Below are 23,411 nucleotides of genomic sequence, written 5' to 3'. Positions count from 1 at the left end.
CGCCTGCCGCCCCGCTCCCCCGGGGCGGCGGGCGGCCCCGGGCACGGGCGCGGGCCCGGGGAGCGGCAGCACATCCACTCATTCGAGGAGCTTCAGCAGTGAGCAGCAACAGCGGTGACGTCCGGCTCTGGGGCGGACGGTTCGCCGACGGTCCCGCGAAGGCGCTGGCGGCGCTCTCCGCCTCCGTCCACTTCGACTGGCGTCTCGCGCCGTACGACATCGCCGGCTCCCGCGCCCACGCCCGGGTGCTGCGCACGGCGGGGCTGCTCACCGAGGACGAACTGACCCGGATGATCGCCGGGCTCGATCTGCTGGAGGCCGACGTCGCCTCCGGCGACTTCGTGGGGACCGTCGCCGACGAGGACGTCCACACCGCCCTGGAGCGCGGGCTGCTGGAGCGTCTCGGCCCCGACCTCGGCGGCAAGCTGCGGGCCGGCCGCTCCCGCAACGACCAGGTCGCCACGCTCTTCCGGATGTATCTGCGCGACCACGCGCGGATCATCGGCGCGCTGATCGCCGATCTCCAGGACGCGCTGGTGGGACTCGCCGAGGCGCACCCCGACGTGGCCATGCCCGGCCGTACGCACCTTCAGCACGCGCAGCCGGTCCTCTTCGCCCACCATGTGCTCGCCCATGTCCAGGCCTTCTCCCGGGACGCCGAGCGGCTGCGCCAGTGGGACGCGCGCACGGCGGTCTCGCCCTACGGCTCCGGGGCGCTCGCGGGCTCCTCGCTGGGGCTCGACCCCGAGGCGGTCGCGGCCGATCTGGGCTTCGAGGGCGGTTCGGCGGGCAACTCGATCGACGGCACGGCCTCGCGCGACTTCGTGGCGGAGTTCGCCTTCATCACCGCGATGATCGGGGTGAACCTCTCCCGGATCGCGGAGGAGATCATCATCTGGAACACGAAGGAGTTCTCCTTCGTCACCCTCCACGACGCCTTCTCCACCGGTTCCTCGATCATGCCGCAGAAGAAGAACCCGGACATCGCGGAGCTGGCTCGCGGCAAGTCCGGCCGGCTCATCGGCAATCTCACGGGCCTGCTGGCGACGCTGAAGGCGCTGCCGCTGGCGTACAACCGGGATCTCCAGGAGGACAAGGAGCCGGTCTTCGACTCCTGCGACCAGCTTGAGGTGCTGCTGCCCGCCTTCACCGGGATGATGGCCACCCTCACCGTGCACCGGGAGCGGATGGAGGAGCTGGCCCCGGCCGGCTTCTCGCTCGCCACCGACATCGCCGAGTGGCTGGTCCGGCAGGGGGTGCCGTTCCGGATCGCCCACGAGGTCGCGGGCGAGTGCGTCAAGGAGTGCGAGGGCCGGGGCATCGAGCTGGACCAGCTCTCGGACGAGGAGTTCGCCAAGATCTCCGAGCATCTGACCCCCGAGGTCCGCACGGTGCTCAACGTCCCGGGCGCGCTGGCCTCCCGCGACGGCCGGGGCGGCACCGCGCCGTCCGCCGTCGCGGTCCAGCTCGCCGAGGTCAAGGCGGATCTGGCCGTGCAGCACACCTGGGCCGCCGCCAAGCGGTAGTCCCTTCCTTTCCGCGGTTCCCGCAGCGCCGCCGCCCGTCACGGGCGGCGGCGCTGTGTCGTTCACGGGGTGGCACCGGGAAGCAGTGGTGAGACATTCATGTCTCATTTGGGTTATGGTTGTCTCATGACCGTGGATCGCGAGCAGGTGCTCAGAAGCGCCGCCACCCTTCTCTCCCGCAGGGCCACCGCCACGATGGACGAGGTGGCCAAGGCCGCCGGCATCGGCCGCGCCACCCTGCACCGGCACTTCGCCGGGCGGGACGCGCTGGTCCGGGCGCTGGAGGAGCTCGGGCTGCGCGAGTTCGAGGCCGCCGTCGAATCGGCCAGGCTCCACGAGGGCGACCCGGCCGACGCGCTGCGCCGGCTCGTCACCGCCTCCACCCCGGCCACCGGTCTGCTCGGCTTCCTGATCTCCGAGAACCAGCTCTTCGAGGGCGAGCACGTCAACGAAGGCTGGGACCGGCTCGACGCCCGCATCGCCGCGCTCTTCCGGCGCGGCCAGGAGGAGGGCGGCTTCCGCGTCGACCTCAGCGCGAGCTGGCTCGCCGAAGCCCTCTACGGACTGATCAGCGCGGGAGCCTGGTCGGTCCACTCCGGCCGGCTGGCCGCCAACGACTACCAGTACATGACCACCGAGCTGCTGCTCGGCGGCTGCACCAGACGGAGCGTGAAGGAATGAACGGCACCGACCTCAAGGCCCGGGAGGCGGTGCGCGCGCCCGGCCGCTGGCTCGCGCTCGCCGTGCTCGTCCTGGCCGTACTGCTGGTCGCGGTGGACGCCACCGTGCTCGGCCTGGCCACCCCGTATCTGAGCGAGGACCTCCAGCCGTCCGGCACCCAGCTCCTCTGGATCGGCGACGTCTACTCCTTCGTCATCGCCGGTCTGCTGATCTCCATGGGCAGCCTCGGCGACCGCATCGGCCGCAAGAAACTCCTGCTGGTCGGCGCCGTCGCCTTCGGCGCGGTCTCCGTGCTCAACGCCTACGCCACCAGCCCCGAGGCCATGATCGTGGCCCGGGCGCTGCTCGGCGTCGCCGGTGCGACCCTGATGCCGTCCACGCTCGCCCTGATCCGCAACCTCTTCCACGACCCCAAGGAACGCAGCATCGCGGTCGGCATCTGGGGCGCCGCCGCCTCCGCGGGCGCGGCCGTCGGCCCGGTCGTCGGCGGTGTGCTGCTGGAGCACTTCTGGTGGGGCTCGGTCTTCCTGATCAACCTGCCCGTCATGGCGGTCCTGGTCCTCGTCGGCATCAAGCTGCTCCCCGAGTCGCGCAACCCCGACCCCGGCCCCTGGGACCTCATCAGCGTCGCCCTCTCACTGATCGGCATGGTCGCCGTCGTCTACGCCATCAAGGAGACGGCGGTGCACGGCCCGAGCCTGGCGTCGGCGGGCTCGGCGGTGATCGGCATCAGCGCGCTGATCTGGTTCGTACGGAGGCAGCTCACCCTGCCCTCGCCGCTGCTCAATGTCCGGCTCTTCCACAACCGGGGCTTCTCCGGCGCGGTGCTGGCGGATCTGCTGACCATCCTCGGCCTCTCCGGGCTGGTCTTCTTCCTCTCCCAGTTCCTCCAGCTCGTCCAGGGGCGCTCCCCGCTGGAGGCCGGGCTGATCGAACTGCCCGCCGCGGTCGGCGCGGTCGGCTCCGGTCTGCTCGCCGGACATCTGGCCCGCCGGGCCTCGGTGCGCGGCGCCGTCTCCGGCGGACTGGCGGCGGTCGGGCTCGCGCTGGGCTCCTGTGTGCTGCTGACCGCCGAGACCGGTCCGCTCGCCATGGGGTTCGCGCTCTTCCTGGGCGGTCTCGGCGCGGGTCTCGCCTTCACGGTGACCGCCGACGTCATCCTCTCCAGCGTCCCCAAGGAGGAGGCGGGCGCGGCCTCCGCGGTCTCCGAGACGGCGTACGAACTCGGCGCGGCGCTCGGTATCGCACTGCTGGGCTCGGTGGTCACCGGCGTCTACCGGAACTTCACCGTCCCCGAGGGGGTGCCGGCCGAGGTCGCGGCGGAGGCCCGGGACTCCCTCGGCGGCGCGGCCCAGGCCGTCCAGGGGCTCCCCCAGGAGCAGGGCGCCGCCCTGCTCTCCTCGGCGCGGGACGCCTTCGCCGACGGCTTCCACGTGGCAGGCGCGGTCGGCTCGGCGGTGCTGCTGCTCACCGCCCTCGCCTCCTGGTTCCTGCTGAAGGGCCAGAAGCTGGAGGACGGCGTCGAGCACCCTTAGACAGCAGAAAGGGCCGGACCCCGCTCGGGGTCCGGCCCTTCTTCCGTTTCTCAGGCGGCCTTCGCCTTGGTGGCGTACATGTCCACGTACTCCTGGCCGGACAGCCGCATCACCTCGGTCATCACCGAGTCGGTGACCGCGCGCAGCACATAGCGGTCGCGGTCCATGCCCTCGTACCGGGAGAACTCCATCGGCTCGCCGAAGCGCAGCGTCACCTTGCCGGGGCGCGGCAGGCCCGCGCCGCCGGGCTGGAGCTTGTCCGTGCCGATCACGGCGAACGGGACCACGGGCGCGCCGGTCATCAGGGTCAGCCGGGCGATTCCGGTACGGCCCCGGTAGAGCCGGCCGTCGGGGGAGCGGGTGCCCTCGGGGTAGATGCCGAAGACCTTGCCCTCCTCCAGCACCCGACGGCCCGTCATCAGCGCCGCCACTCCGCCGTTCGCGCCGTCGCGGTCCACCGGGATCATGCCGACGCCGGTGAAGAACCAGGCCATCGCGCGGCCCTTGAGGCCCTTCCCGGTGACGTACTCGTCCTTGCCGATGAAGTACACCGGGCGCGAGCACGACAGCGGCATGATCATCGAGTCGATGAAGGTGAGATGGTTTCCGGCCAGAATGACCGGGCCGGAGCCCGGGATGTTCTCCACGCCTTCCACCCGGGGACGGAACATCAAGCGCAGGAAAGGTCCTAGAACGGCCTTGATGATCGACAAGCGGGACAACGGGTCCTCCGGTGTCATGGGCGGACGGCGGCCGTGGGCAGCCTGGTTCTGCGCAGGTGAGGACGATACTCGCGGATCGCGTCCGATCGCACATCGGGTTCACGTTCTGGATACGGGCTGTTGACATCTGTTCGCGCCACGTTCGCCCCGGGTCCTCCCGCCGGCAGAGCTCGCTCCCTAGCGTCGGAAACGGCCGCCGGGCGCGGGATGTCACGGGGCGTCACCGCAGAGCACAGGAGGAATCTCGATGACACAGGGTGCGTCGCAAGGTGCGGAGAACAGGGGAGTACGGCGGCGGGCCGTCGGCGCGGCGGCGCTGGGCGGCGCGGTCCTCGGGGTCACGGGCGCGGCCGCCCCGGCGGCCTCGGCCTCGGCTGCGGTCCCGGCCCCGGCGGGCGGGCGGCACGGCGGCGGGGGCTCGTACCGCTCACTGCCCCGGCCCACGGTGATCGCCCACCGGGGAGCCAGCGGCTACCGGCCCGAGCACACCATCGGCGCGTATCAGCTCGCGCTCGACATGGGGGCCGATGTCATCGAGCAGGATCTGGTGCCCACCCGGGACGGCCATCTCGTATGCCGTCACGAGAACGACATCTCCGGCACCACCGATGTCGCCGACCGCCCCGAGTACGCCGCCCGGCGGGCGACCAAGAGGGTCGACGGCACCACCCTCACCGGCTGGTTCACCGAGGACTTCACCCTCGCCGAGCTGAAGACCCTGCGCACCCGTGAGCGCATCCCGCGCAACCGCCCCAAGAACACCCTCTACGACGGCCGCTGGGCCGTCCCCACCTTCGAGGAGGTGCTGCGCTGGGCCGAGGGGGAGGGCCGCCGCCGGGGCCGGCCCGTCTGGCTCCACGCCGAGACCAAGCACCCCACCTACTTCCGGGGGCTGGGGCTCGGTCTGGAGGAGCCGCTGGCCCGGCTGCTGCGCCGGTACGGCAGGCACCGCGCCGACTCCCCGGTCTTCCTCCAGTCCTTCGAGCCGGGCAGCATGCGGCGGATGGCCCGGCTGGTCTCCTCGCCGCGCGTGGTGCTGCTCTCCGCCCCGGGCGACCGGCCCTGGGACTTCGTCGAGGCCGGGGACCCGCGCACGGTGGCCGATCTGATCACCCCCGAGGGGCTGAGGTGGATCGCCTCCTTCGCCCAGGGCATCGGACCCAGCCTGGACCTGGTCGTCCCCCGGGACGCGAGCGGGGCGCTCGGCCGGCCGACGGCGCTGGTCCGCGACGCCCACCGGAGGGGGCTGATCGTGCACCCCTACACCCTGCGCAACGAGAACAGCTTCCTCCCCGCCGACTTCCGCCGTGACCACGGACTGCCCCCGGCGGTCGCGGCGAACGAGTACGGCGACGTCTTCGGCGCGTACCGCCGCTACTTCGCCACCGGGATCGACGGGATCTTCACCGACCACCCGGACACCGGGCTGCTCGCGGCGGCCGACTTCCGCGACTGAGCGGGCCCGCCGGGGAGGGGGCCATGCCCCGAACGGGTGGTCGTCGCGGCCCGGCGGAGGGAGACCGGGCGGCCCGGGCACCCGTACACCCGGAGTGCATATCCGGCTGCTGACTGCGATGTTGTTGTTCAGGGCCGCCACTTGCCGAGAAATCGCAGGAGAGTTGGGAATATCACAGGGAAGTCTGGGGTCCAGGCGTTCCCGTTGCCTGGGATGCCTGCGCAGAATGCTCCCGACAGAGGTTGCGGCTCCTGAACATGGGGGAATGGAGCGATAAGACAACCGTAAGAGAACAGGTGAGCGGGAGGCATGCGCGCATGGGCATGAGCGTGACCATCTCAGCGGCGACAGCACAGGATGCCGAGCACATCCTCAAGCTGCAGTATCTCTGCTACCAGAGCGAGGCGGAGCTGTACGGCGACTACGCCATCGAGCCCCTCACCCAGTCGCTCGACGACCTGTGCGCCGAGATCGCCGGCGGGCACGCCCTGGTGGCCAGGCTCGGCGACGAAGTGGTCGCCTCCGTACGGGGCAGCGTCGGCCCGGACGGCATCGCCCGGATCGCCAAACTGATCGTCCACCCCCGGCTTCAGCGGCACGGCCTCGGCGGCCGGCTCCTCGACGCGATCGAGGACCGCTTCGCCGCCGATTCGCCCGCCCAGCGGTACCGGCTCTTCACCGGCCACCGCAGTGAGGGCAATCTCCGGCTCTACCGCAGCCGGGGCTATGTCCCGGTCGCCCGCGAGGAGGTCGGGCCGAGGCTCACCCTGGTCACCCTGGAGAAGGAGGCCGCGGCGCTCGGGGCCTTCGTCGCCAGCGCCTGAGGAGGCGTCCGGCTCCCCGCCGGCTCGCGCGGTTCCGGGTTCAGGCCTCGGCCGGCCCGGTGCCGCGCGAGCGGCGCAGCCAGAGCATCCCGGTCACCGGCAGCAGCACCGGGATGAAGACATAGCCCATGCCGTACGCCGACCAGACGGTGGAGTCGGGGAAGGCCGACGGCTCCAGCACCGTCCAGGTGCCGACGATCAGCACCCCGGCCAGCTCGGCCGCGCAGCACACCAGCGCGGCCCTGCGGGCCGTCTCCCCGCCGCGTACCAGGGTGTAGGTGATGAACGCGTACACCACCGCCGCGACGGCGGAGAGCGAGTGCGCGAGCGGGGCGGTGTCGAAGCGGACCACGATCTCGTAGACCGAGCGGGACACCGCGCCGACGGACATCACCGAGTACAGCCACACCAGCAGCAGCCCCGGACCGGCGACCAGCCTGGTCCGCCCCGGGCGCTCGGACTTCCCGGCGGCCCCGGACCTCTCGGCGGCCTTCGTCCCGGCCGTGACGGGCTCGGTCATCGTCAGCCTCCCCAGATGTCGTAGAGCCGGACCTCCAGCACCGCGAGCACCACCGCGCCCGCCGCGACGGTCGCCGAACCCCAGCGGGTCCGCTCCGTCAGCGACAGGAAGGCGGCGGCCGGCACCGAGAGGAACGCCCCGATCAGATAGACCACGAAGGTCGTCGTCCCGTCGTGGGCCCGCTCGCCCCGCGCCAGCTGGACGATGCCCACCACGAGCTGCGCCAGCGCCAGCACCGACACCACGGCCATGCCGATGAAGTGCCAGTCCTTGGTCGGCTGGTCGCGGTACGCGGCGAAACCGCACCAGGCTACGAGGGCGAGCGCGGCCACACCGACCGCGACCGTCAGGGCGTCAAGCATGGCCCCGAGACTATTACGGACCACGGCTCCCCGTGCGCGCGCCCCCGCACGCCCGGGGCCCGCGGCGGCGGCCGTGGCCTTGGCCACAGCCCGGCCGTTCTCCCGGTTCCCGGCACCGGCCCTCCCCGAACGGCCAAACGGACGTATCCGTGCAGGTCAGCCCGGAAGCACCGGGATCGACACCGCGGGACGGGCCGTCCGCATGGCGCGAGTGGACCGTCCGCTATGCGGACAGCCTTGGTTCGGCCGGAAAGCCATCTGCTTTACTTGCCGACATGACCACGACGAGCAGCCGCATCCTTGCGACCGAGGCGATCACGACGCCCGGTGTTCGTTGTATGTGTCGAATGTGCGCCTTCTGAGGGCCCCTGCCTGTACCTCGCGCCCCGAAGTGAGATCGCCCGCCGCCCGTCCGCCCGTGGACGGCCGCTGCCCCGCACACGAGTCGTACCCCCTCCGGATGCCCAGCGCCCCCGAACTCCGACCGTGCCGCGTTCCCACCAGAAAGCCCAGAAGACGAACGCCCCGTGCTCCGGCGAGGACGCTCGCCCCGCACTCGACAGTGACGGACATCCCAGTGATCACCACAACGGGCCTCACCAAGGTCTACCGCTCGCGAGGACGCGAGATCACCGCCCTGGACGGCGTCGATCTCCATGTCAGGGAAGGCGAGGTGTACGGCGTCATCGGACAGAGCGGCGCCGGCAAGTCCTCGCTCATCCGCTGCGTCAACCTCCTTGAGCGCCCCACCTCCGGCACCGTGACCGTGGACGGCCAGGACCTCACCGCACTCGCCGGGCCCGGACCGCGCGCGGGCAGACAGCTCAGGGAGGCGCGCAGCCGTATCGGCATGGTCTTCCAGCACTTCAACCTGCTGTCCTCGCGCACCGTGCAGGACAACGTCGAACTGCCGCTGGAGATCCTCGGACACTCCGGACGGGAGCGCTCCAGGAAGGCGCTGGAACTGCTCGACCTGGTGGGCCTCGCCGACAAGGCCAAGTCCTACCCGAGTCAGCTCTCCGGCGGCCAGAAGCAGCGCGTCGGCATCGCCCGGGCGCTCGCCGGGGATCCCAAGGTGCTCCTCTCCGACGAGGCGACCAGCGCGCTCGACCCCGAGACCACCCGCTCCATCCTCCAGCTGCTGCGCGACCTCAACCGCCGCCTCGGCCTCACCGTCCTGCTCATCACCCATGAGATGGACGTCGTCAAGACGGTCTGCGACTCCGCCGCACTGATGGAGAACGGCCGGATCGTCGAGTCCGGGACGGTGAGCGAACTCCTCGCCACCCCCGGCTCGGAACTCGCCGCCGCCCTCTTCCCGGTCAGCGGCGCGGCCTCGGGCGAGGACCGCACGGTCGTGGACGTCACCTTCCACGGGGACGCCGCCACCCAGCCGGTGATCTCCCAGCTCTCCCGCACCTACAACATCGACATCTCGATCCTCGGCGCGGCGATGGACACCGTCGGCGGCCTCCAGGTCGGCCGGATGCGCATCGAGCTGCCCGGCCGCTTCGAGGAGAACGTCGTCCCGATCGGCTTCCTCCGCGAACGGGGCCTCCAGGTCGAGGTCGCCGACACGGCGCCCGCGCCCGCCGCCACCACCGTTCCCGGCCCCGCGGCCACCGCCGCCGTCTCCGCCCCCGTCGCCAAGGAAGGTGCCAAGTGACCTGGTCGGAGATGCGCCCGCTGCTGGAGCAGGCATGTTGGGACACCCTCTACATGGTCGGCTGGTCGACCGCCATATCCATCGCCCTGGGACTGCCGCTCGGCATCCTGCTCGTCCTCACCGACCGGGGCGGACTGCTGAGCAGCCCCCTGCTCAACAAGGTGATCGGCCAGATCGTCAACATCACCCGGTCCATGCCGTTCATCATCCTCATGGTCGCGCTGCTGCCGTTCACCCTGGCGATAGCCGGCACCACCATCGGCCGCGACGGGGCGATCGTGCCCCTGGCGGTCGGGGCCATCCCCTTCTTCGCCCGGCTGGTGGAGACCTCCGTCCGCGAGGTGGACGGCGGGCTCGTCGAAGCCGTCCAGTCCATGGGCGGCAGCGTCTGGACCGTCGTACGGAAGGTGCTCGTGCCCGAGTCCCTCCCGTCGCTCATCGCCGGAGCCACCACCACCGTCGTCGCGCTCATCGGCTACTCGGCGATGGCCGGCTCGGTCGGCGCGGGCGGCCTCGGCGACATCGCCATCCGCTACGGCTACATGCGCTTCGAGAACGAACTGATGTGGATCACGGTCGCGATCCTCGCCGCCGTCATCTCGCTCATCCAGTTCGCCGGCGACTACGCCGCCCGGAGCCTGCACCGGCGCGGCCGAGGCGGACCGGCCCCCAGACTGCGCCTCCTCAAGGCCGTCCCCAAGGACCCGGTACCGGAACCGGTGCCCACCAAGACCCTCTGACCGGCCCCACCCGGGGCGCACCACCCGCACCACTCATGGAGAAAGGCACTTTTCGTGCGTAACACCGCCAAGATCACCACCGCCGTCCTGGCCGCCGGAGCCCTCACCCTCGGACTCACCGGCTGCGGCAAGGACTCCGACTCGAACGCCGGAGCGGGCTCCGCCGACAAGCCGCTCCTCGTCGCCGCCAGCTCCGTCCCGCACGCCGCCATCCTCGGCTACGTCAAGGACAACCTGGCCGCGAAGGAAGACCTCAAGCTGGAGGTCAAGGAGTTCACCGACTATGTGACGCCCAACACGGCGACGCAGAGCGGCGAGGTGGGTGCCAACTACTTCCAGCACAAGCCGTACCTCGACGACTTCAACAAGAAGAACGGCACGACGATCGTCCCCGTCGCCACCGTCCACCTGGAGCCGCTCGGCCTCTACTCCAAGAAGAACGAGAAGCTCGCCGACCTCAAGAGCGGCGCGACCATCGCCCTGCCCAACGACACCACCAACGAGGCGCGCGCCCTCAAGCTCCTCCAGGAGAACGGCCTGATCAAGCTGAAGGACGGCGCGGGCAACGAGGCCACCCCCAAGGACATCGCCGAGAACCCCAAGAAGCTCAAGTTCAAGGAGCTCGAAGCGGCCCTGGTGCCCCGCGCCCTCGGTGAGGTCGACGCCGCCGTGATCAACGGCAACTACGCCGTCGAGGCCGACCTGAGCCCCAAGAACGACTCCCTCGCCCTCGAATCCGCCACGGACAACCCGTACGGCAACTTCCTCGCGGTCAAGGAGGGCAACGAGAAGGACGAGCGGGTCGTGAAGCTCGCCAAGCTGCTCACCTCGCCCGAGGTGAAGAAGTTCATCGAGGACGAGTACGACGGCTCCGTCATCCCGGCGTTCTGATCCCCCCGGGGCCCGCACACCCCGACAGGTGCGCGGGCCCGGGGCGTCCCGGTCACGACCGGGGCCAAGTGCGCCACCCTGTGGTGCGGTTCGGCGGGCCCATGCTGCATGCTGGGTTTTTCGGCAGGCCCCTGGTTATGGAGCGGCGCAATGACTACCACCTTCCCGGACGTGTCCATCAGCACGGATCGGTTGGTGCTGCGCCCCTTCGAGGAGGCCGACATCCCGGCGTACACCGAGATGATGAACGACGAGCAGGTCACCGCCTGGACCACCGCGCCCCACCCCTACACCAGGGCCGACGCGGAGCACTGGATCCGCCGGGCCGCCCCCGCCGAGCACGGCCGGGGCCGGGGCATCGCGCTGGCCGTCACCGAATTCCTCACCCAGCGGCTCGTCGGAGCCGTACTGCTGCGCGCTACCAACTGGCGCACCCGCTCCACCGAGGCCTCCTACGTCACCGCGCCCTGGGCGCGCGGCGAGGGCTACGCCACCGAATCACTGCTGGCCACCGCCAAGTGGCTCTTCCGCGACCAGCGGTTCGAACGGCTGGAGCTGCGCACCGCCGCCGGTAACACCGCCTCCCAGCAGGTCGCCCAGAAGGCCGGGGCGATCAGTGAGGGCGTACTGCGCAACGCGTGGATAGCGCGCACCCAGACGGAGGACGGCCGCTGGGCCGAGACCCGCACCGACCTGATCGTCTGGAGCCTGCTGCCCGAAGACCTGGAGGGCGGCACGGACCAGATGGCCGAGTTCGGCTACGCCTCCTTCACCGAACTGAATTGAACCGAATCACCCCGGTCCAAACTGAATTATCCCGGACGGTCATTGAACCGACACCGAACCGGTGCCGAACCGAGCTGAACGCCCGCGCCGGGTAGTCTCACCCTGCTCGCCCCGCTCAACCCGGCCCCACCTGCGACGACATCAGGGAGACTGACGATGGCCGACCGCGTCACGGTGATCGGCTGGGACGGTTCGCCCCTGACCGCCGCGGCCACGTCCGCCCTCGCCGCCGCGACCCTGGTGGCCGGCGCGGGCCACCATCTCGCCCTCCCCCAGATCCCCGCCAACGCCGAACGGATCCGTCTCGGCAGCGTCGACCTCGCGGCCCGCCGGATCGCCGGCCACCGGGGCACCGCCGTGGTCCTCGCCGACGGAGACCCCGGCTTCTTCGGCGTCGTACGCACCCTGCGCGCCCCCGAACACGGCCTTGAGGTCGAGGTCGTCCCCGCCGTCTCCTCCGTCGCCACCGCCTTCGCCCGCGCCGGAATGCCCTGGGACGACGCCCAGATCGTCGTCGCGGGCCGCCGTACGCTGCGCCGCGCCGTCAATGTCTGCCGCGCGTACCCCAAGGTCGCCGTCCTCACCTCCCCGGGCGCCGGCCCGGCGGAACTCGCCCTGCTGCTCGAAGGCGTCCACCGCACCTTCGTCATCTGCGAGGAACTCGGCACCGACGCCGAACAGGTCACCGTCCTCACCTCCGACCGGGTCGCGGACCACGTCTGGCGCGACCCCAACGTCGTCATCGTGATCGGCGGCGCGGGCGGCCACCCGGCCGCCGCGGGCGGCGGCTGGATCGCCGGGCGGGACACCGGCTATCCCCCCGGGATACGCGGCTGGGCACTGCCGGAACGACCCCACGACCCCCGGACCGAGACCCCCGACGAGGGCGAGTCGGAGCCGCTGCGCGCCCTTCAACTGGCCCGGCTGGGACCCCGGACCGGCGATCTGGTCTGGGACGTCGGCTCCGGCGGCGGGGCGTTCGCCGCCGACGCGGCCCGCTTCGGCGCGGCCGTGATCGCCGTCGACGCCGATCCGGCGGCCTGCGCCCGCACCGACGCCGCCGCCCGCCGCGCCGGAGTCCGGCTCCAGGTGGTCCACGGCCGCGCACCGCACGTACTGGAGCGGCTGCCCGAACCCGATGTCGTACGAGTCGGGGGCGGCGGCGCGGAAGTGGTCACCGCCTGCGCCGACCGCCGGCCCGAGCGCATCGTCGCCCACGCCTCCACCCGCGACGGGGCCGAGGCCATCGGCGCGGCCCTGGCGGACGGCGGATACACCGTCGAGTGCGCGCTGCTCCAGTCGGTGGAACTCGATCCCCAAGGGTGGGCGGAGCGGGAGCGATCCGTCGTCTTCCTGCTCTCGGGGCGGCAGCCGGACCGCGCTGTCAGCGGCGCGAGGTAGGCTGGCCGATCGTTGTACCGCACCTTGGACGTCTGTCGTTTTCCTTCGCGGACGGCCGGGAGCGCCGGAAAAGCAGTGTCGCTTTGGCTCCGGTATGTGGTACGTCGCGACCGGGGGAAGCGTAACGTGGCGCAGCCCACAGCGAACCCTGGCGGATCTCCCTGCCGCGGCCGCGAACGGCCGCGAGAATGCTTGGAGTCCGTGGGGCGATCGTGCCGCGTGGCCCGTGCGCTCGTTCTCCTGGACGGGCGTCCGTACCACCGTGACCGGCCGTCCACGGCGATGGGCGAAGGACTCACAATCGATGTGCGAGGGGTACGCATGACTGACACCGGCCAGATCCCGGGCGACGGGCTGCCGGGGAACGCAGGCGTGGCGGAGCAGCAGCCGGGCATGCCCGGCACCGGTGCTTACACCTTCCTGGACCCCTCCGCGCACGGTCCGGACGAGGACGATCTGCTGTTGATGCCCGGCGCGCAGGGCGCGTGGAGCGACACCCAGGGAGCGCTGGCCATGCCGCCCCTCCCGCCGGAGGTCCAGCAGCCCCCGCAGCCTCAGCCCCCGCAGCAGCCGGTGGGCGCTCCGGCCGCTGAGCCGTTCGTGCCCGGAGCGGTCCCCGCCGGGCCCGGCTTCCACGCTCCGGCGGACCTCGGCGCGCCCGAGCCGGCCGTCCCGGTGTCGGGCATACAGGCGCTCGCGGAAGCCGCGGCGGCGGAGCGGCCCGTCGGGCAGCCCGCGCAGACCATGGCCCCGCCGGCCGCCGGGGAAGCGCCCGCCGCTCCCGGCGTCCCCGAGGCCCCTCAGGCTCCCGGCGCTCCCGCCGGTGAGCAGCCCGCTCCCGCTCCGGCGTTCCCCCCGGCGCCCCCGGCCGCCCGCCGGCCGCTGCACATGGGCCCGCCGCTGCCGGACACCTCCGGCGGAGTGGTCCGCTCGCTCGCCGACCGGGGTCCCGCCGGTGCGCCTCCGCACCCCCTGACCGTGCAGAACACTCCCGGGCCGCAGAGCACCGGGCCGGAGTACCTCGACACACCGCGCGAGAGCGCGGCGACCGTGCTGCCGGGGCCGCAGCTGGGCGAGATCCCGCCGCAGCCCGGGATCCCGTGGGACCCGCAGCCGCCGGTGACCGTTCCCGCGCCCGCCGCCTCCGCACCGGCCCCGGCGGAAGCCGTCGCGCTTCCCCCGGAGGTGCTGGTGACCGAGCTGGTGGAGGCCCTGGTGCCGGTGGCCGCCGAGCCCGAGGCGGTCGTGGCCGAGCCCGAGCCGGAGCCGGTCGCCGTCGAGCCCGAGGCGCTCGCCGAACCGCCCGTGGCCGTCGGCACCGAGACGGAGCAGCCCGCTCCGGCCGAGGCCGCCGTTCCCGCCCCGGCGGAGGCCGTCGTCCCCGCGCCCGAGGCGCAGACGGCCGAGGTCGCGGAGCCCGTCATCGCCGAGGCCGAGGCTGTGGCCGTGGAGCCGGAGGCCGCCGAAGCCGTCGAGCCCGCCGCCGAGGCCCCGTCCGCCGAGCCCGAGCCCGAGCCGGTCGTCGCCGTCGAGCCCCAGGCCGCTCCCGAGCCCGCCGTCGTGGCACAGCCCGCGCCGGAGCCGGTCGCCGAAGCCGCTCCCGAGCCCGAGGCACCGGCCGAGCCTGTCGTCGTACCGGCGGAGGCCGTGGCCGTACCGGCTGCCGCCCCGGTGGCCGAACAGCCTCCGGCGCCCGAGCCCGAGGCGCCCGCCGAGCCCGTCGTCGTACCCGAGGTCGTCGTCGTACCGGAACCGGAGGCCGTGGCCGTACCTGCCGCCGCCCCGGTGGCCGAACAGGCCCCCGAGCAGGCCCCGGCGGCCGAGCCCGTCGCCGTGGTGGCCGAGCCGCAGCCCGAGCCCGCTCCTGTTCTCGTCGTCGAGGAGGAGCCGGAGCAGGAGCAGGCCCCGGCGGAGGCCGCCCCCGAGCCGCAGCCGCAGCCGGTCCCCGAGCCCGTCGTCGTCGCCGAGGAGCCCGCGGCCCCGGAGCCCGCCGCCCCCGAAGCCGTCGAGCCCGCCGCCGCCGAGGAGCCCGCGGCCCCGGAGGCCGTCGCCCCCGAGCCCGCGGCCGAGGAGCCCGAGCCCGAGCCGGAGGCCGCTGCCGAGCCCGCCCCTGTATCCGTACCCGTGCCCGAGCCGGTCGCCGAGGCCCCCGTCGAGCCGAACGCGCCCGCCCCCGGGTACGACGACGCCGAGCGTGAGGCCGTGCTCCGGGTGATGCGCGAGCGCCGCGACATCCGCAACGGCTTCCGCGCCGACCCCATCCCGCACGAGGTGCTGCTGCGGGTCCTCGAAGCCGCCCACACCGCGCCCAGCGTCGGCCACTCCCAGCCCTGGGACTTCGTCGTCATCCGCTCCGCCGAGACCCGGCGGACCATGCACGAACTGGCCACGCGCCAGCGTGACGCCTACGCCAAGTCGCTGCCGAAGGGCCGGGCGAAGCAGTTCAAGGAACTGAAGATCGAGGCCATCCTCGACACCCCGGTCAACATCGTCGTCACCGCCGACCCCACCCGGGGCGGCCGCCACACCCTGGGCCGCCACAGCCAGCCGCAGATGGCCCCCTACTCCTCGGCGCTGGCCGTCGAGAACCTCTGGCTCGCCGCCCGCGCGGAGGGCCTGGGCGTGGGCTGGGTCAGCTTCTTCGACGAGCGTGAGATGGTCCGCGCGCTCGGACTCCCGGAGCACCTGGAGGTCGTGGCCTATCTGTGCGTCGGATACGTCGACGAGTTCCCCGAGGAGCCCGAGCTGATGCAGGCGGGCTGGTCCCAGCGCCGCCCGCTGGCCTGGGTCGTCCACGAGGAGACCTACGGCCGCCGCGCGCTGCCCGGCGAGGAGCCGCACGACCTGCTCCAGGAGACCGTCGCCGGGATCCGCCCGCTGGACGCGAAGGCGCTCGGCGAGGCGTGGGAGCGGCAGAAGCGGATGACCAAGCCCGCCGGGGCGCTCGGCATGCTGGAGATCATCTCCGCGCAGCTCAGCGGTCTCTCCCGGATGTGCCCGCCGCCGATCCCGGAGCCCGCGGCGGTCGCGATCTTCGCCGGGGACCACGGGGTCCACGCGCAGGGGGTCACCGCCTGGCCCCAGGAGGTCACCGGCCAGATGGTCGCCAACTTCCTGGGCGGCGGCGCGGTCTGCAACGCCTTCGCCAACCAGGTCGGGGCCGAGGTCTGCGTCATCGACGTCGGCGTCGCCGTCGACCTGCCCGCCACCCCCGGTCTGCTGCCGCGCAAGGTCCGCGCCGGCACCTCCGACTTCACCACCGGCCCCGCCCTCAGCCGCGAGGAGGTCCTCCAGGCGATCGAGGTCGGCATCGAGACCGCCCGCGACCTGGTGGCGGCGGGGAACAAGGCGCTGCTCACCGGTGAGATGGGCATCGCCAACACGACCGTCTCCGCCGCGCTGATCTCCGTCTTCACCGGGGTGGACCCGGGGGAGATCACCGGCCGGGGCACCGGCATCAACGACGAGATGCACGCCCGCAAGGTGGATGTCGTGCGCCGCGCGCTCGAACTCCACAAGCCGGACACCACCGACCCGATCGGAGTCCTCGCCGCGATCGGCGGGCTGGAGCACGCGGCCCTGGTCGGGCTGATCCTCGGCGGTGCCTCACTGCGTACGCCGGTCATCCTCGACGGCGTCTCGGCCGGGGCCGCCGCCCTGGTGGCGCGCGCGATCGCGCCCGAGTCGCTGGCCGCCTGCATCGCGGGCCACCGGGGCGCGGAGCCGGGCCACGTGGCCGCGCTCAACACGCTGGGGCTCCGTCCGCTGATGGACCTGGACCTGAGGCTGGGGGAGGGGACGGGGGCGCTGCTGGCACTGCCGGTCGTGCAGAGCGCGGCCCGGGCGATGCACGAGGTGGCCACCTTCGACTCCGCCGGAGTCACCGAGAAGTAGCCTCTTGCGCCCCCGGCGGGGTACGGCCTCCGGGCCGTACCCCGCCGGGGGCGTACTCAGGTCCCCGCCCGCACGCCCCCCGCCCGCCGCCGAGGGCCCGGCCCGGAAAGGGCCCGCGCGTTCGTTGGCGCGGCCCGCGCCAAGCCCCCCGCACGCCCCCGGGGGCCGCACCGTAAAGTTTGCCGAGGCAGGCAAGACCCGTCCCCACCTGCCGCTTCGCGGACGCGGCGGCACCCCGCCGCACGCACCCCGCACCATCACCCCGCACCACGCAGCGCGTCGTACCCGCCCGAGGAGCCCCACCGCCATGGTCGATCACCCCGCCTACCCCGTCGGTCTCCGTCTCTCCGGGCGTCGTGTCGTCGTCATCGGCGGAGGACAGGTCGCCCAGCGCCGGCTCCCGGCGCTCATCGCCGCCGGCGCGGACATCACGCTGGTGTCGCCCTCGGCGACCGCCTCCGTGGAGGCCATGGTCACCGCCGGGGAGATCCGCTGGGAGCGCCGCCGGTACGCCGAGGGCGACCTCGCCGAGACCTGGTACGTCCTGATCGCCACCACCGACCCCGAGGCCAACGCCCGGGCCTCCGCCGAGGCCGAGCGCGCCCGCGTCTGGTGCGTACGCTCCGACGACGCCGACGCGGCCACCGCCTGGACCCCGGCCACCGGCCGCTCGGAGGGCGTCACCGTCGCCGTCCTCACCGCGGGCCCGCACGGCCGCGACCCCCGCCGCTCGGCCGCCGTCCGCGACGCCATCGTGGAGGGCCTGCACAACGGGACCATCGCGGCCCCCCACCACCGTACGAGAACCCCCGGCGTCGCCCTCGTCGGCGGCGGCCCCGGCGACCCGGACCTGATCACCGTCCGGGGGCGCAGGCTCCTCGCCGAGGCCGATGTCGTCATCGCGGACCGGCTGGGCCCCCGCGACCTCCTCGCGGAACTTCCCCCGCACGTCGAGGTGATCGACGCGGCGAAGATCCCGTACGGCCGGTTCATGGCCCAGGAGGCGATCAACGCGGCGCTGATCGAGCACGCCAGGGCGGGCCGGGCCGTCGTCCGGCTCAAGGGCGGCGACCCCTATGTCTTCGGCCGGGGCATGGAGGAGCTGGAGGCGCTCGCCGAGGCGGGCATCCCCTGCACCGTGGTGCCCGGCATCTCCAGCTCCATCAGCGTGCCCGGCGCGGCCGGCATCCCCGTCACCCACCGGGGCGTCGCCCATGAGTTCACGGTGGTCAGCGGCCATGTGGCCCCCGAGGACGAACGTTCCCTGGTGGACTGGGACGCGCTCGCCCGGCTGCGCGGCACCCTCGTGGTGCTGATGGGCGTGGACAAGATCGGCGCGATCGCCCGCGCCCTGATCGCGGGCGGCCGCGCCCCGCACACCCCGGTCGCCCTGATCCAGGAGGGCACCACCGCCTCCCAGCGCCGGGTGGACGCCACCCTGGAGACCGTCGCCGAGACCGTCGCTGCCGAGGACGTCCGCCCGCCGGCCGTCATCGTCATCGGAGAGGTGGTCGAGGTGGGGGCCCGTGCCGCCGCCGCCCTGCCGACGACGGCCGACCCGGTGAACCAGTGACCCCGTGAACCAGTGACCCCGTGAACCCGGCGCCCCGGACCGATCCGGTGACCGCGGAATTCCGTACCCCCCGGTAACCAACCGTCTCCCAGACGTTGGCACCACACCCAGGAGAAGGCAGTATCACCCTGTGGCTGATCTCATCACCGTCGAGGACCCCGACGACCCCCGGCTGAGCGACTACACCGGTCTCACCGATGTCGAGCTGCGCCGCAGGCGCGAGCCCGCCGAGGGCCTGTTCATCGCCGAGGGCGAGAAGGTCATCAGACGCGCCAGGGACGCCGGCTACGCGATGCGGTCGATGCTGCTCTCCGCCAAGTGGATCGACACCATGCGGGACGTCATCGACGAACTCCCCGCACCGGTGTACGCGGTCAGCCCCGAGCTGGCCGAGCGCGTCACCGGCTACCACGTGCACCGGGGCGCGCTCGCCTCCATGCAGCGCAAGCCGCTGCCGACCGCCGCCGAACTGCTGACGTCCGCCCGCCGGGTCGCCGTCATGGAGTCGGTCAACGACCACACCAACATCGGCGCGATCTTCCGCAGCGCCGCCGCGCTGGGCATGGACGCCGTCCTGCTCTCGCCCGACTGCGCGGACCCGCTCTACCGCCGTTCGGTGAAGGTGTCGATGGGCGCGGTGTTCTCCGTGCCGTACGCCCGGCTGGAGGGCTGGCCGAAGGGGCTGGAGACGGTACGGGAGGCGGGCTTCAGACTGCTCGCCCTCACCCCCGACGAGAAGGCCACCGTGATCGACGACGCCCAGCCGCACCGGCTCGACCGGGTCGCGCTGATGCTCGGCGCGGAGGGCGAAGGGCTCTCCACCCGGGCGCTGCGGGCGGCGGACGAGTGGGTCCGGATCCCGATGGCGCACGGAGTGGACTCGCTCAATGTGGGCGCGGCCGCCGCCGTGGCCTTCTACGCCGTCGCCACCGGCCGCCCCGGGGCCTGACCCCGGCCCGGCCCGGGGCCGCGCCCGCTACAGCTGCTGGGCCGCGGCGATCCCCAGCGCCACGATCAGGGTGACCACGATGAAGACGACGAGCCGCTGCCGCAGCAGCCTGGGGTTGGCCGGCCGCCGTCCGGTCGAGGTGGTGCGCACCCCGGACCCCGGGCCCTGACGGCCGGTCACCCGGCCGGACTCACGCGGCCGGGGCGGCCGCGATCCGCCGGCCCGCCCTCCGTCGGTGCGCGCCCCACCGGGCCGCGAGGGCTGCGAGCGGGGCCCCGAGCCCCCGGCGGTCCGCCGGTCGGGCCGTTCGGACCGCTCCAGGCGCTCGGTACGGGCGGGCCGCTCCGGGTAGCGGGCGGTGGGCCGGTCGGCGTCGATCCGCTCGCGCTGGGCTGGCTGTCTGGCCTCCGGCAGCCCCTGCGCCTCACGGGCCGCGATCTCCTTGAGCCGCATGGAGAGCTGAAGGGTGCTGGGGCGCTCCTCGGGGTCCTTCGCGAGACAGGCCCGCAGCAGCGGGGCCAGCGCGTCCGGCACGCCGTGCAGCTGCGGCTCCTCGTGCACCACCCGGTAGAGCATCACCTCGGAACCGCCCTGGCCGAAGGGCGAGTCGGCGGTCGCCGCGTAGGCGAGGGTGGCCCCCAGCGCGAAGACGTCCGTGGCGGGGGTGACGGCGACGCCGCGCACCTGCTCGGGCGCGAGGAATCCGGGGGAGCCGACCGCCGTGCCGACATGGGTCAGCGTGCTCGCGCCGGTCGCCCAGGCGATGCCGAAGTCGATGATGCGGGGGCCCTTGGGGGAGAGCAGGATGTTCGACGGCTTGAGGTCCCGGTGGACGACACCGGCCTCGTGCACCGCCACCAGGCCCTCGGAGAGCGCCGCGCCGATGGCGGCGACCTCGGCGGCGCGCAGCACCCCCTCCTCGGCGACCCGGTCGTGCAGCGAGGGGCCGGGGACGTACTGGGTGGCGAACCACGGGCGGTCCGCCTCCAGATCGGCCGCGACCAGCCGGGCCGTACAGCCGCCCCGGATCCGCCGGGCGGCCGAGACCTCGCGGGCGAACCGCGATCTGAACTCCTGGTCCTCGGCCAGATCCGGCCGGATCACCTTCAGCGCGACCCGCTGGCCGCGCCGGTCGGAGCCCAGATAGACGACGCCCATCCCGCCCGCGCCGAGCCGCCGGTGCAGCCGGAACGAGCCGACGACACGCGGGTCCTCGCGCCGGAGCCGCATCATCGCCATGTCCGTCCCCTACCTGGGAGTGGGGTCGCCCACCCCCCTGCCTGCGGCGGGTGAAGGCCCCGCCCCTGCTGAGCGGGTGGGAACGAGCCCCACCCCTGTCCCAACGGATGGGGTTCCCCACCCGGCTGCCTGATCGTCCGTTTTTGCCGTGGCACAGCTTACGTACCCCTGCCCCGGACCGCTCATAGGCCGCGCCCTCGGGGGCGGATCGATTGTCGGCGGCGCGCGGGCGGCCCGAAGTGCGCCCGCGGAGCGCGGGATCCGGCCACACCCGTCGGCGCCCGTTGTCAACGGACTTTCCGCGCAGGGGGATTGGCTCGGCCGGGGCCCGCCGCGCCGGGGCGGTGCCGGGCGGCCCGGGTACGGACGAAGTCGTGGCAAGCCGGGCGGGCCGCCGGGGGCGGGGCGGGGGGTACGCGGGGGTGGCCGGAGTGAGAGAAGTCACCAGGGGAGAAGCTGTGGTTTCCGGCCGCCGTCGGCTCCGGCCCTCCGGGGGCCTTCCCCCGGGCGTCCCCTCCGGGAAGACCCCAAGAAGCGGAGTCGCTTCTCCACCCAGGGGAGTAGACGAGAGGGTGCCGGCTCATCCTCCGGGAGGCCCGGGAATCGGTACGCGGGCATGACGCCCGGGCCCCGTCGCATCCCTAGTGTTGAGGTCAAGCGGCGGGTGCAGCACTCGTCCCCCGAGGTCAAGCACCCGCCGCTGTCCTATTCGACAGGAGAGGAACCATGGCGGACACGGCAACACGGACGATCATCCGCACGCGGGGACGCGTGGCGTCCGCCGCGTTCGGCGGTCACGCGTCCGGCCGGCGTCATCCCCTGGTGGCGACCGCCATGGTCCTCCCTCTCGCGGCCCTGCTGGTAGTCGTCTTCGGCGGCTGGGAAGCGGTGGTCACACAGGCGTCGTCCGTTGGCGTGATGCTGGGGCGCTGAAAAAGGCGCTCCGGACCCGGAAGAGCGGTCCGGGTCGGGGACATCCGGCCGATAACCCCGTGGGGACGGGGGTGCGGCGGACGGCAGCGATGGCCGGTCAGCTGGGGAGCTGACCGGCCATAGCGCTGCCCTGGGCCCTGCGCCGCGTAGGCTCCCGGTCGGGCCGGTCGTGCCGGTCGTGCCGGTCGGGACCGGTCGTGCCGTCGTCGGGGGAGATCGTGAGCACAGCAGTCGTCAGCGCACTCGCCGGGGCCGCTCGGCGGGCGGCCCACTTCGGCGGCGCCGAACGCGCCTGCCGGGCCTGCGGGCGGGACGAGGAGGTCCTCGCGGACCGGGCCGACGGGGTGGTCGTCCGGCACGGCCGGGCGGTCGCCAAGGCGCATGCCCCGGGCACCGATCCCGGTGGGCACCGGGCGCGTCTCGCCGTCGCCGGGGATCCTCGGCTGGCCGGGATCCTGCTGCCGCCGCTGCCCCTGGACGCGCCGCCGCTGTCGGACCGGCCCGTCACCGCCTGGCCCTATGGCGTGCCCGTCGACCCGGAGGATCCGGACGCCGCCCCCTGGGAGGAGGCCGCTGTCCTGCTCGCGCGCCTGCACTCGGTCGCGCCGGGGGAGCTGCCGGGACCGCTGCCGCCGATGCGCGGCCCGGCGAAGGCGGCCGCCGCGCTCGCCCGGATGCGGTCGGCGGCAGGGGAGCACCCGGCGGCGGCCGGGGTGGAGCGGGTCTGGGCGGGGCTGCCGGGCTGGGCCCGGGGCGAGGCCCTCGCGCCCCGGGGCGGGTTTCTGTGCCACGGGGATCTGCATCTGGGGCAGTTGGTGCGGTATCCCGCCCCCGGCGGCCCCTGGCTGCTGATAGACGTCGACGATCTGGGTCTCGGCGACCCCGCCTGGGATCTCGCCCGCCCCGCCGCCTGGTTCGCGGCGGGCCTGCTGGCTCCCGAGGTGTGGCGGCGGTTCTACGCCGCCTACACGGCCGCCGGAGGTCCGGCGGCCGCCGGTACGGGCGGCGATCCCTGGGCCCCGCTCGACGTTCCGGCCCGCGCGCTGACCGCGCAGACCGCCGCGCTCTCGCTCGTCAGGGCGGCGGCCGAGGGGCGGGAACCGGACGAGACGGAGACAGCGGTGCTGGAGGCCTGTGCCCGGATAGCCCGAATCACCCGGCTCCCGGGCGAGTTGGCGGACGGGCATCCGTCGTAGGCTGCCTGTCACGCGCCTTGATCACCGGGGTGCGGACGATCAGCGAGGAGTGAGCCACGACCATGCAGTGTCCCAAGTGCCATGCGCCGATGCACACCTACAACCGCAACGGCGTCCAGATCGAGCAGTGCGGCGGCTGCCGGGGGATATTCCTCGACTACGGCGAGCTGGAGTCCCTCACCCGTCTGGAGTCGCAGTGGAACCAGCAGGTTCCGCCGGCCGCGCCCGCCCCGCCGCCCCCGCCCGCCCCGCAGGCGTACCCGGCTCCTCCGGCGCCCGCCTGGGGAGCCCCGCAGCACGGCGGTCACCACGGCGGCCACGGCCACGGCCGTCACAAGGGCTTCGGGCGGATGCTCTTCTCCTCCTGAGCACCCGGCTTGAGCGACGAGGACTGAACGACGAAGACCGAACGACGAAGCCCCCGGCCGTGGATACGGCCGGGGGCTTCGATGCGGTGCGCGATACTGGGATTGAACCAGTGACCTCTTCCGTGTCAGGGAAGCGCTCTCCCGCTGAG

At 73.2% G+C, this 23,411-nt stretch carries 20 protein-coding genes and 1 pseudogene; 17 read left to right on the top strand and 4 right to left on the bottom strand.

Features of this window, described 5'->3' with window-relative positions; all coding sequences use genetic code 11:
- Nucleotides 1-98: 98 nt before the first annotated feature.
- From argH to IE247_RS18965, 3 genes are all read left to right on the top strand, one after another.
- Complete coding sequence (gene argH, locus IE247_RS18975; RefSeq protein WP_190124370.1) at nucleotides 99-1,526, top strand: argininosuccinate lyase; 1,428 nt, start codon at nucleotides 99-101, stop codon at nucleotides 1,524-1,526.
- Between the two features lie 126 nt (nucleotides 1,527-1,652).
- Nucleotides 1,653-2,207 carry a TetR/AcrR family transcriptional regulator gene (locus tag IE247_RS18970; protein WP_190124369.1) on the top strand — a complete coding sequence of 185 codons (555 nt, stop codon included), beginning with the start codon at nucleotides 1,653-1,655 and terminating at the stop codon, nucleotides 2,205-2,207.
- Nucleotides 2,204-3,742, top strand: a complete 1,539-nt coding sequence (locus IE247_RS18965; RefSeq protein ID WP_190124368.1) for an MFS transporter — start codon at nucleotides 2,204-2,206, stop codon at nucleotides 3,740-3,742. The genes IE247_RS18970 and IE247_RS18965 overlap by 4 nt, the downstream gene beginning before the upstream one ends.
- A 50-nt stretch (nucleotides 3,743-3,792) precedes the next feature.
- Here IE247_RS18965 and IE247_RS18960 read toward each other — a convergent pair whose 3' ends face one another.
- Nucleotides 3,793-4,455 (bottom strand): lysophospholipid acyltransferase family protein, encoded by a 663-nt coding sequence (locus IE247_RS18960; RefSeq protein WP_190124515.1) that lies wholly within the window; start codon nucleotides 4,453-4,455, stop codon nucleotides 3,793-3,795.
- 256 nt (nucleotides 4,456-4,711) lie between these two features.
- On the opposite strand from IE247_RS18960, the gene IE247_RS18955 reads away from it, so the two are divergent.
- From IE247_RS18955 to IE247_RS18950, 3 genes and pseudogenes are all read left to right on the top strand, one after another.
- Nucleotides 4,712-5,920, top strand: coding sequence for a glycerophosphodiester phosphodiesterase (locus tag IE247_RS18955; RefSeq protein WP_190124367.1), 1,209 nt, complete (start codon nucleotides 4,712-4,714; stop codon nucleotides 5,918-5,920).
- Between the two features lie 9 nt (nucleotides 5,921-5,929).
- Nucleotides 5,930-6,197 (top strand): annotated as a pseudogene (locus tag IE247_RS35030) (sigma-70 family RNA polymerase sigma factor); the annotation flags it as partial.
- A gap of 40 nt (nucleotides 6,198-6,237) precedes the next feature.
- Nucleotides 6,238-6,744 carry a GNAT family N-acetyltransferase gene (locus tag IE247_RS18950; RefSeq protein ID WP_190124366.1) on the top strand — a complete coding sequence of 169 codons (507 nt, stop codon included), beginning with the start codon at nucleotides 6,238-6,240 and terminating at the stop codon, nucleotides 6,742-6,744.
- 40 nt (nucleotides 6,745-6,784) lie between these two features.
- Here IE247_RS18950 and IE247_RS18945 read toward each other — a convergent pair whose 3' ends face one another.
- Complete coding sequence (locus tag IE247_RS18945) at nucleotides 6,785-7,264, bottom strand: hypothetical protein (protein WP_190124365.1); 480 nt, start codon at nucleotides 7,262-7,264, stop codon at nucleotides 6,785-6,787.
- A gap of 2 nt (nucleotides 7,265-7,266) precedes the next feature.
- Entirely contained in the window at nucleotides 7,267-7,626 is a 360-nt protein-coding gene (locus IE247_RS18940) for a hypothetical protein (RefSeq protein ID WP_190124364.1), read from the bottom strand.
- 577 nt (nucleotides 7,627-8,203) lie between these two features.
- On the opposite strand from IE247_RS18940, the gene IE247_RS18935 reads away from it, so the two are divergent.
- The 8 genes from IE247_RS18935 (at nucleotide 8,204) to IE247_RS18900 (ending at nucleotide 19,526) form a co-directional block, all read left to right on the top strand.
- Nucleotides 8,204-9,292 (top strand): methionine ABC transporter ATP-binding protein, encoded by a 1,089-nt coding sequence (locus IE247_RS18935; protein ID WP_190124363.1) that lies wholly within the window; start codon nucleotides 8,204-8,206, stop codon nucleotides 9,290-9,292.
- Nucleotides 9,289-10,032, top strand: a complete 744-nt coding sequence (locus tag IE247_RS18930) for a methionine ABC transporter permease (RefSeq protein ID WP_190124362.1) — start codon at nucleotides 9,289-9,291, stop codon at nucleotides 10,030-10,032. Before IE247_RS18935 ends, IE247_RS18930 begins: the two co-directional genes overlap by 4 nt.
- Before the next feature lie 54 nt (nucleotides 10,033-10,086).
- On the top strand, nucleotides 10,087-10,923 hold the full coding sequence (locus IE247_RS18925; RefSeq protein ID WP_190124361.1) for a MetQ/NlpA family ABC transporter substrate-binding protein: 837 nt from the start codon (nucleotides 10,087-10,089) through the stop codon (nucleotides 10,921-10,923).
- Nucleotides 10,924-11,073: 150 nt separating this feature from the next.
- Nucleotides 11,074-11,709: a GNAT family N-acetyltransferase gene (locus IE247_RS18920; RefSeq protein ID WP_190124360.1), complete on the top strand. Its 636-nt coding sequence runs from the start codon at nucleotides 11,074-11,076 to the stop codon at nucleotides 11,707-11,709.
- A gap of 156 nt (nucleotides 11,710-11,865) precedes the next feature.
- The gene (cbiE, locus tag IE247_RS18915; RefSeq protein WP_190124359.1) at nucleotides 11,866-13,110 is read left to right on the top strand and encodes a precorrin-6y C5,15-methyltransferase (decarboxylating) subunit CbiE; all 1,245 of its coding nucleotides are present in this window, start codon (nucleotides 11,866-11,868) and stop codon (nucleotides 13,108-13,110) included.
- Nucleotides 13,111-13,431: 321 nt separating this feature from the next.
- Nucleotides 13,432-17,004, top strand: coding sequence for a nicotinate-nucleotide--dimethylbenzimidazole phosphoribosyltransferase (gene cobT / locus IE247_RS18910; RefSeq protein ID WP_190124358.1), 3,573 nt, complete (start codon nucleotides 13,432-13,434; stop codon nucleotides 17,002-17,004).
- Between the two features lie 307 nt (nucleotides 17,005-17,311).
- Nucleotides 17,312-18,577, top strand: a complete 1,266-nt coding sequence (gene cobA, locus IE247_RS18905) for a uroporphyrinogen-III C-methyltransferase (protein WP_190124357.1) — start codon at nucleotides 17,312-17,314, stop codon at nucleotides 18,575-18,577.
- Between the two features lie 130 nt (nucleotides 18,578-18,707).
- Nucleotides 18,708-19,526: a TrmH family RNA methyltransferase gene (locus IE247_RS18900; RefSeq protein WP_190124356.1), complete on the top strand. Its 819-nt coding sequence runs from the start codon at nucleotides 18,708-18,710 to the stop codon at nucleotides 19,524-19,526.
- Nucleotides 19,527-19,553: 27 nt separating this feature from the next.
- Here IE247_RS18900 and IE247_RS18895 read toward each other — a convergent pair whose 3' ends face one another.
- Nucleotides 19,554-20,765 carry a serine/threonine protein kinase gene (locus IE247_RS18895; protein ID WP_190124355.1) on the bottom strand — a complete coding sequence of 404 codons (1,212 nt, stop codon included), beginning with the start codon at nucleotides 20,763-20,765 and terminating at the stop codon, nucleotides 19,554-19,556.
- Nucleotides 20,766-21,491: 726 nt separating this feature from the next.
- Here IE247_RS18895 and IE247_RS18890 point away from each other — a divergent pair.
- From IE247_RS18890 to IE247_RS18880, 3 genes are all read left to right on the top strand, one after another.
- Nucleotides 21,492-21,698: a hypothetical protein gene (locus IE247_RS18890; protein ID WP_190124354.1), complete on the top strand. Its 207-nt coding sequence runs from the start codon at nucleotides 21,492-21,494 to the stop codon at nucleotides 21,696-21,698.
- Between the two features lie 215 nt (nucleotides 21,699-21,913).
- A complete protein-coding gene (locus tag IE247_RS18885) occupies nucleotides 21,914-22,894 on the top strand; it encodes a phosphotransferase (RefSeq protein ID WP_373305582.1) in 981 nt (326 codons plus the stop codon).
- A gap of 62 nt (nucleotides 22,895-22,956) precedes the next feature.
- Nucleotides 22,957-23,262 (top strand): TFIIB-type zinc ribbon-containing protein, encoded by a 306-nt coding sequence (locus tag IE247_RS18880; RefSeq protein ID WP_190124352.1) that lies wholly within the window; start codon nucleotides 22,957-22,959, stop codon nucleotides 23,260-23,262.
- Nucleotides 23,263-23,411: the final 149 nt, after the last annotated feature.

This window comes from Streptomyces inusitatus (assembly GCF_014651115.1).
In the GTDB taxonomy this organism is placed as follows: Bacteria; Actinomycetota; Actinomycetes; order Streptomycetales; family Streptomycetaceae; genus Streptomyces; species Streptomyces amakusaensis.
Note: the sequence above shows the minus strand (reverse complement) of the source record. Positions and strands in the feature narration are given on the sequence as shown.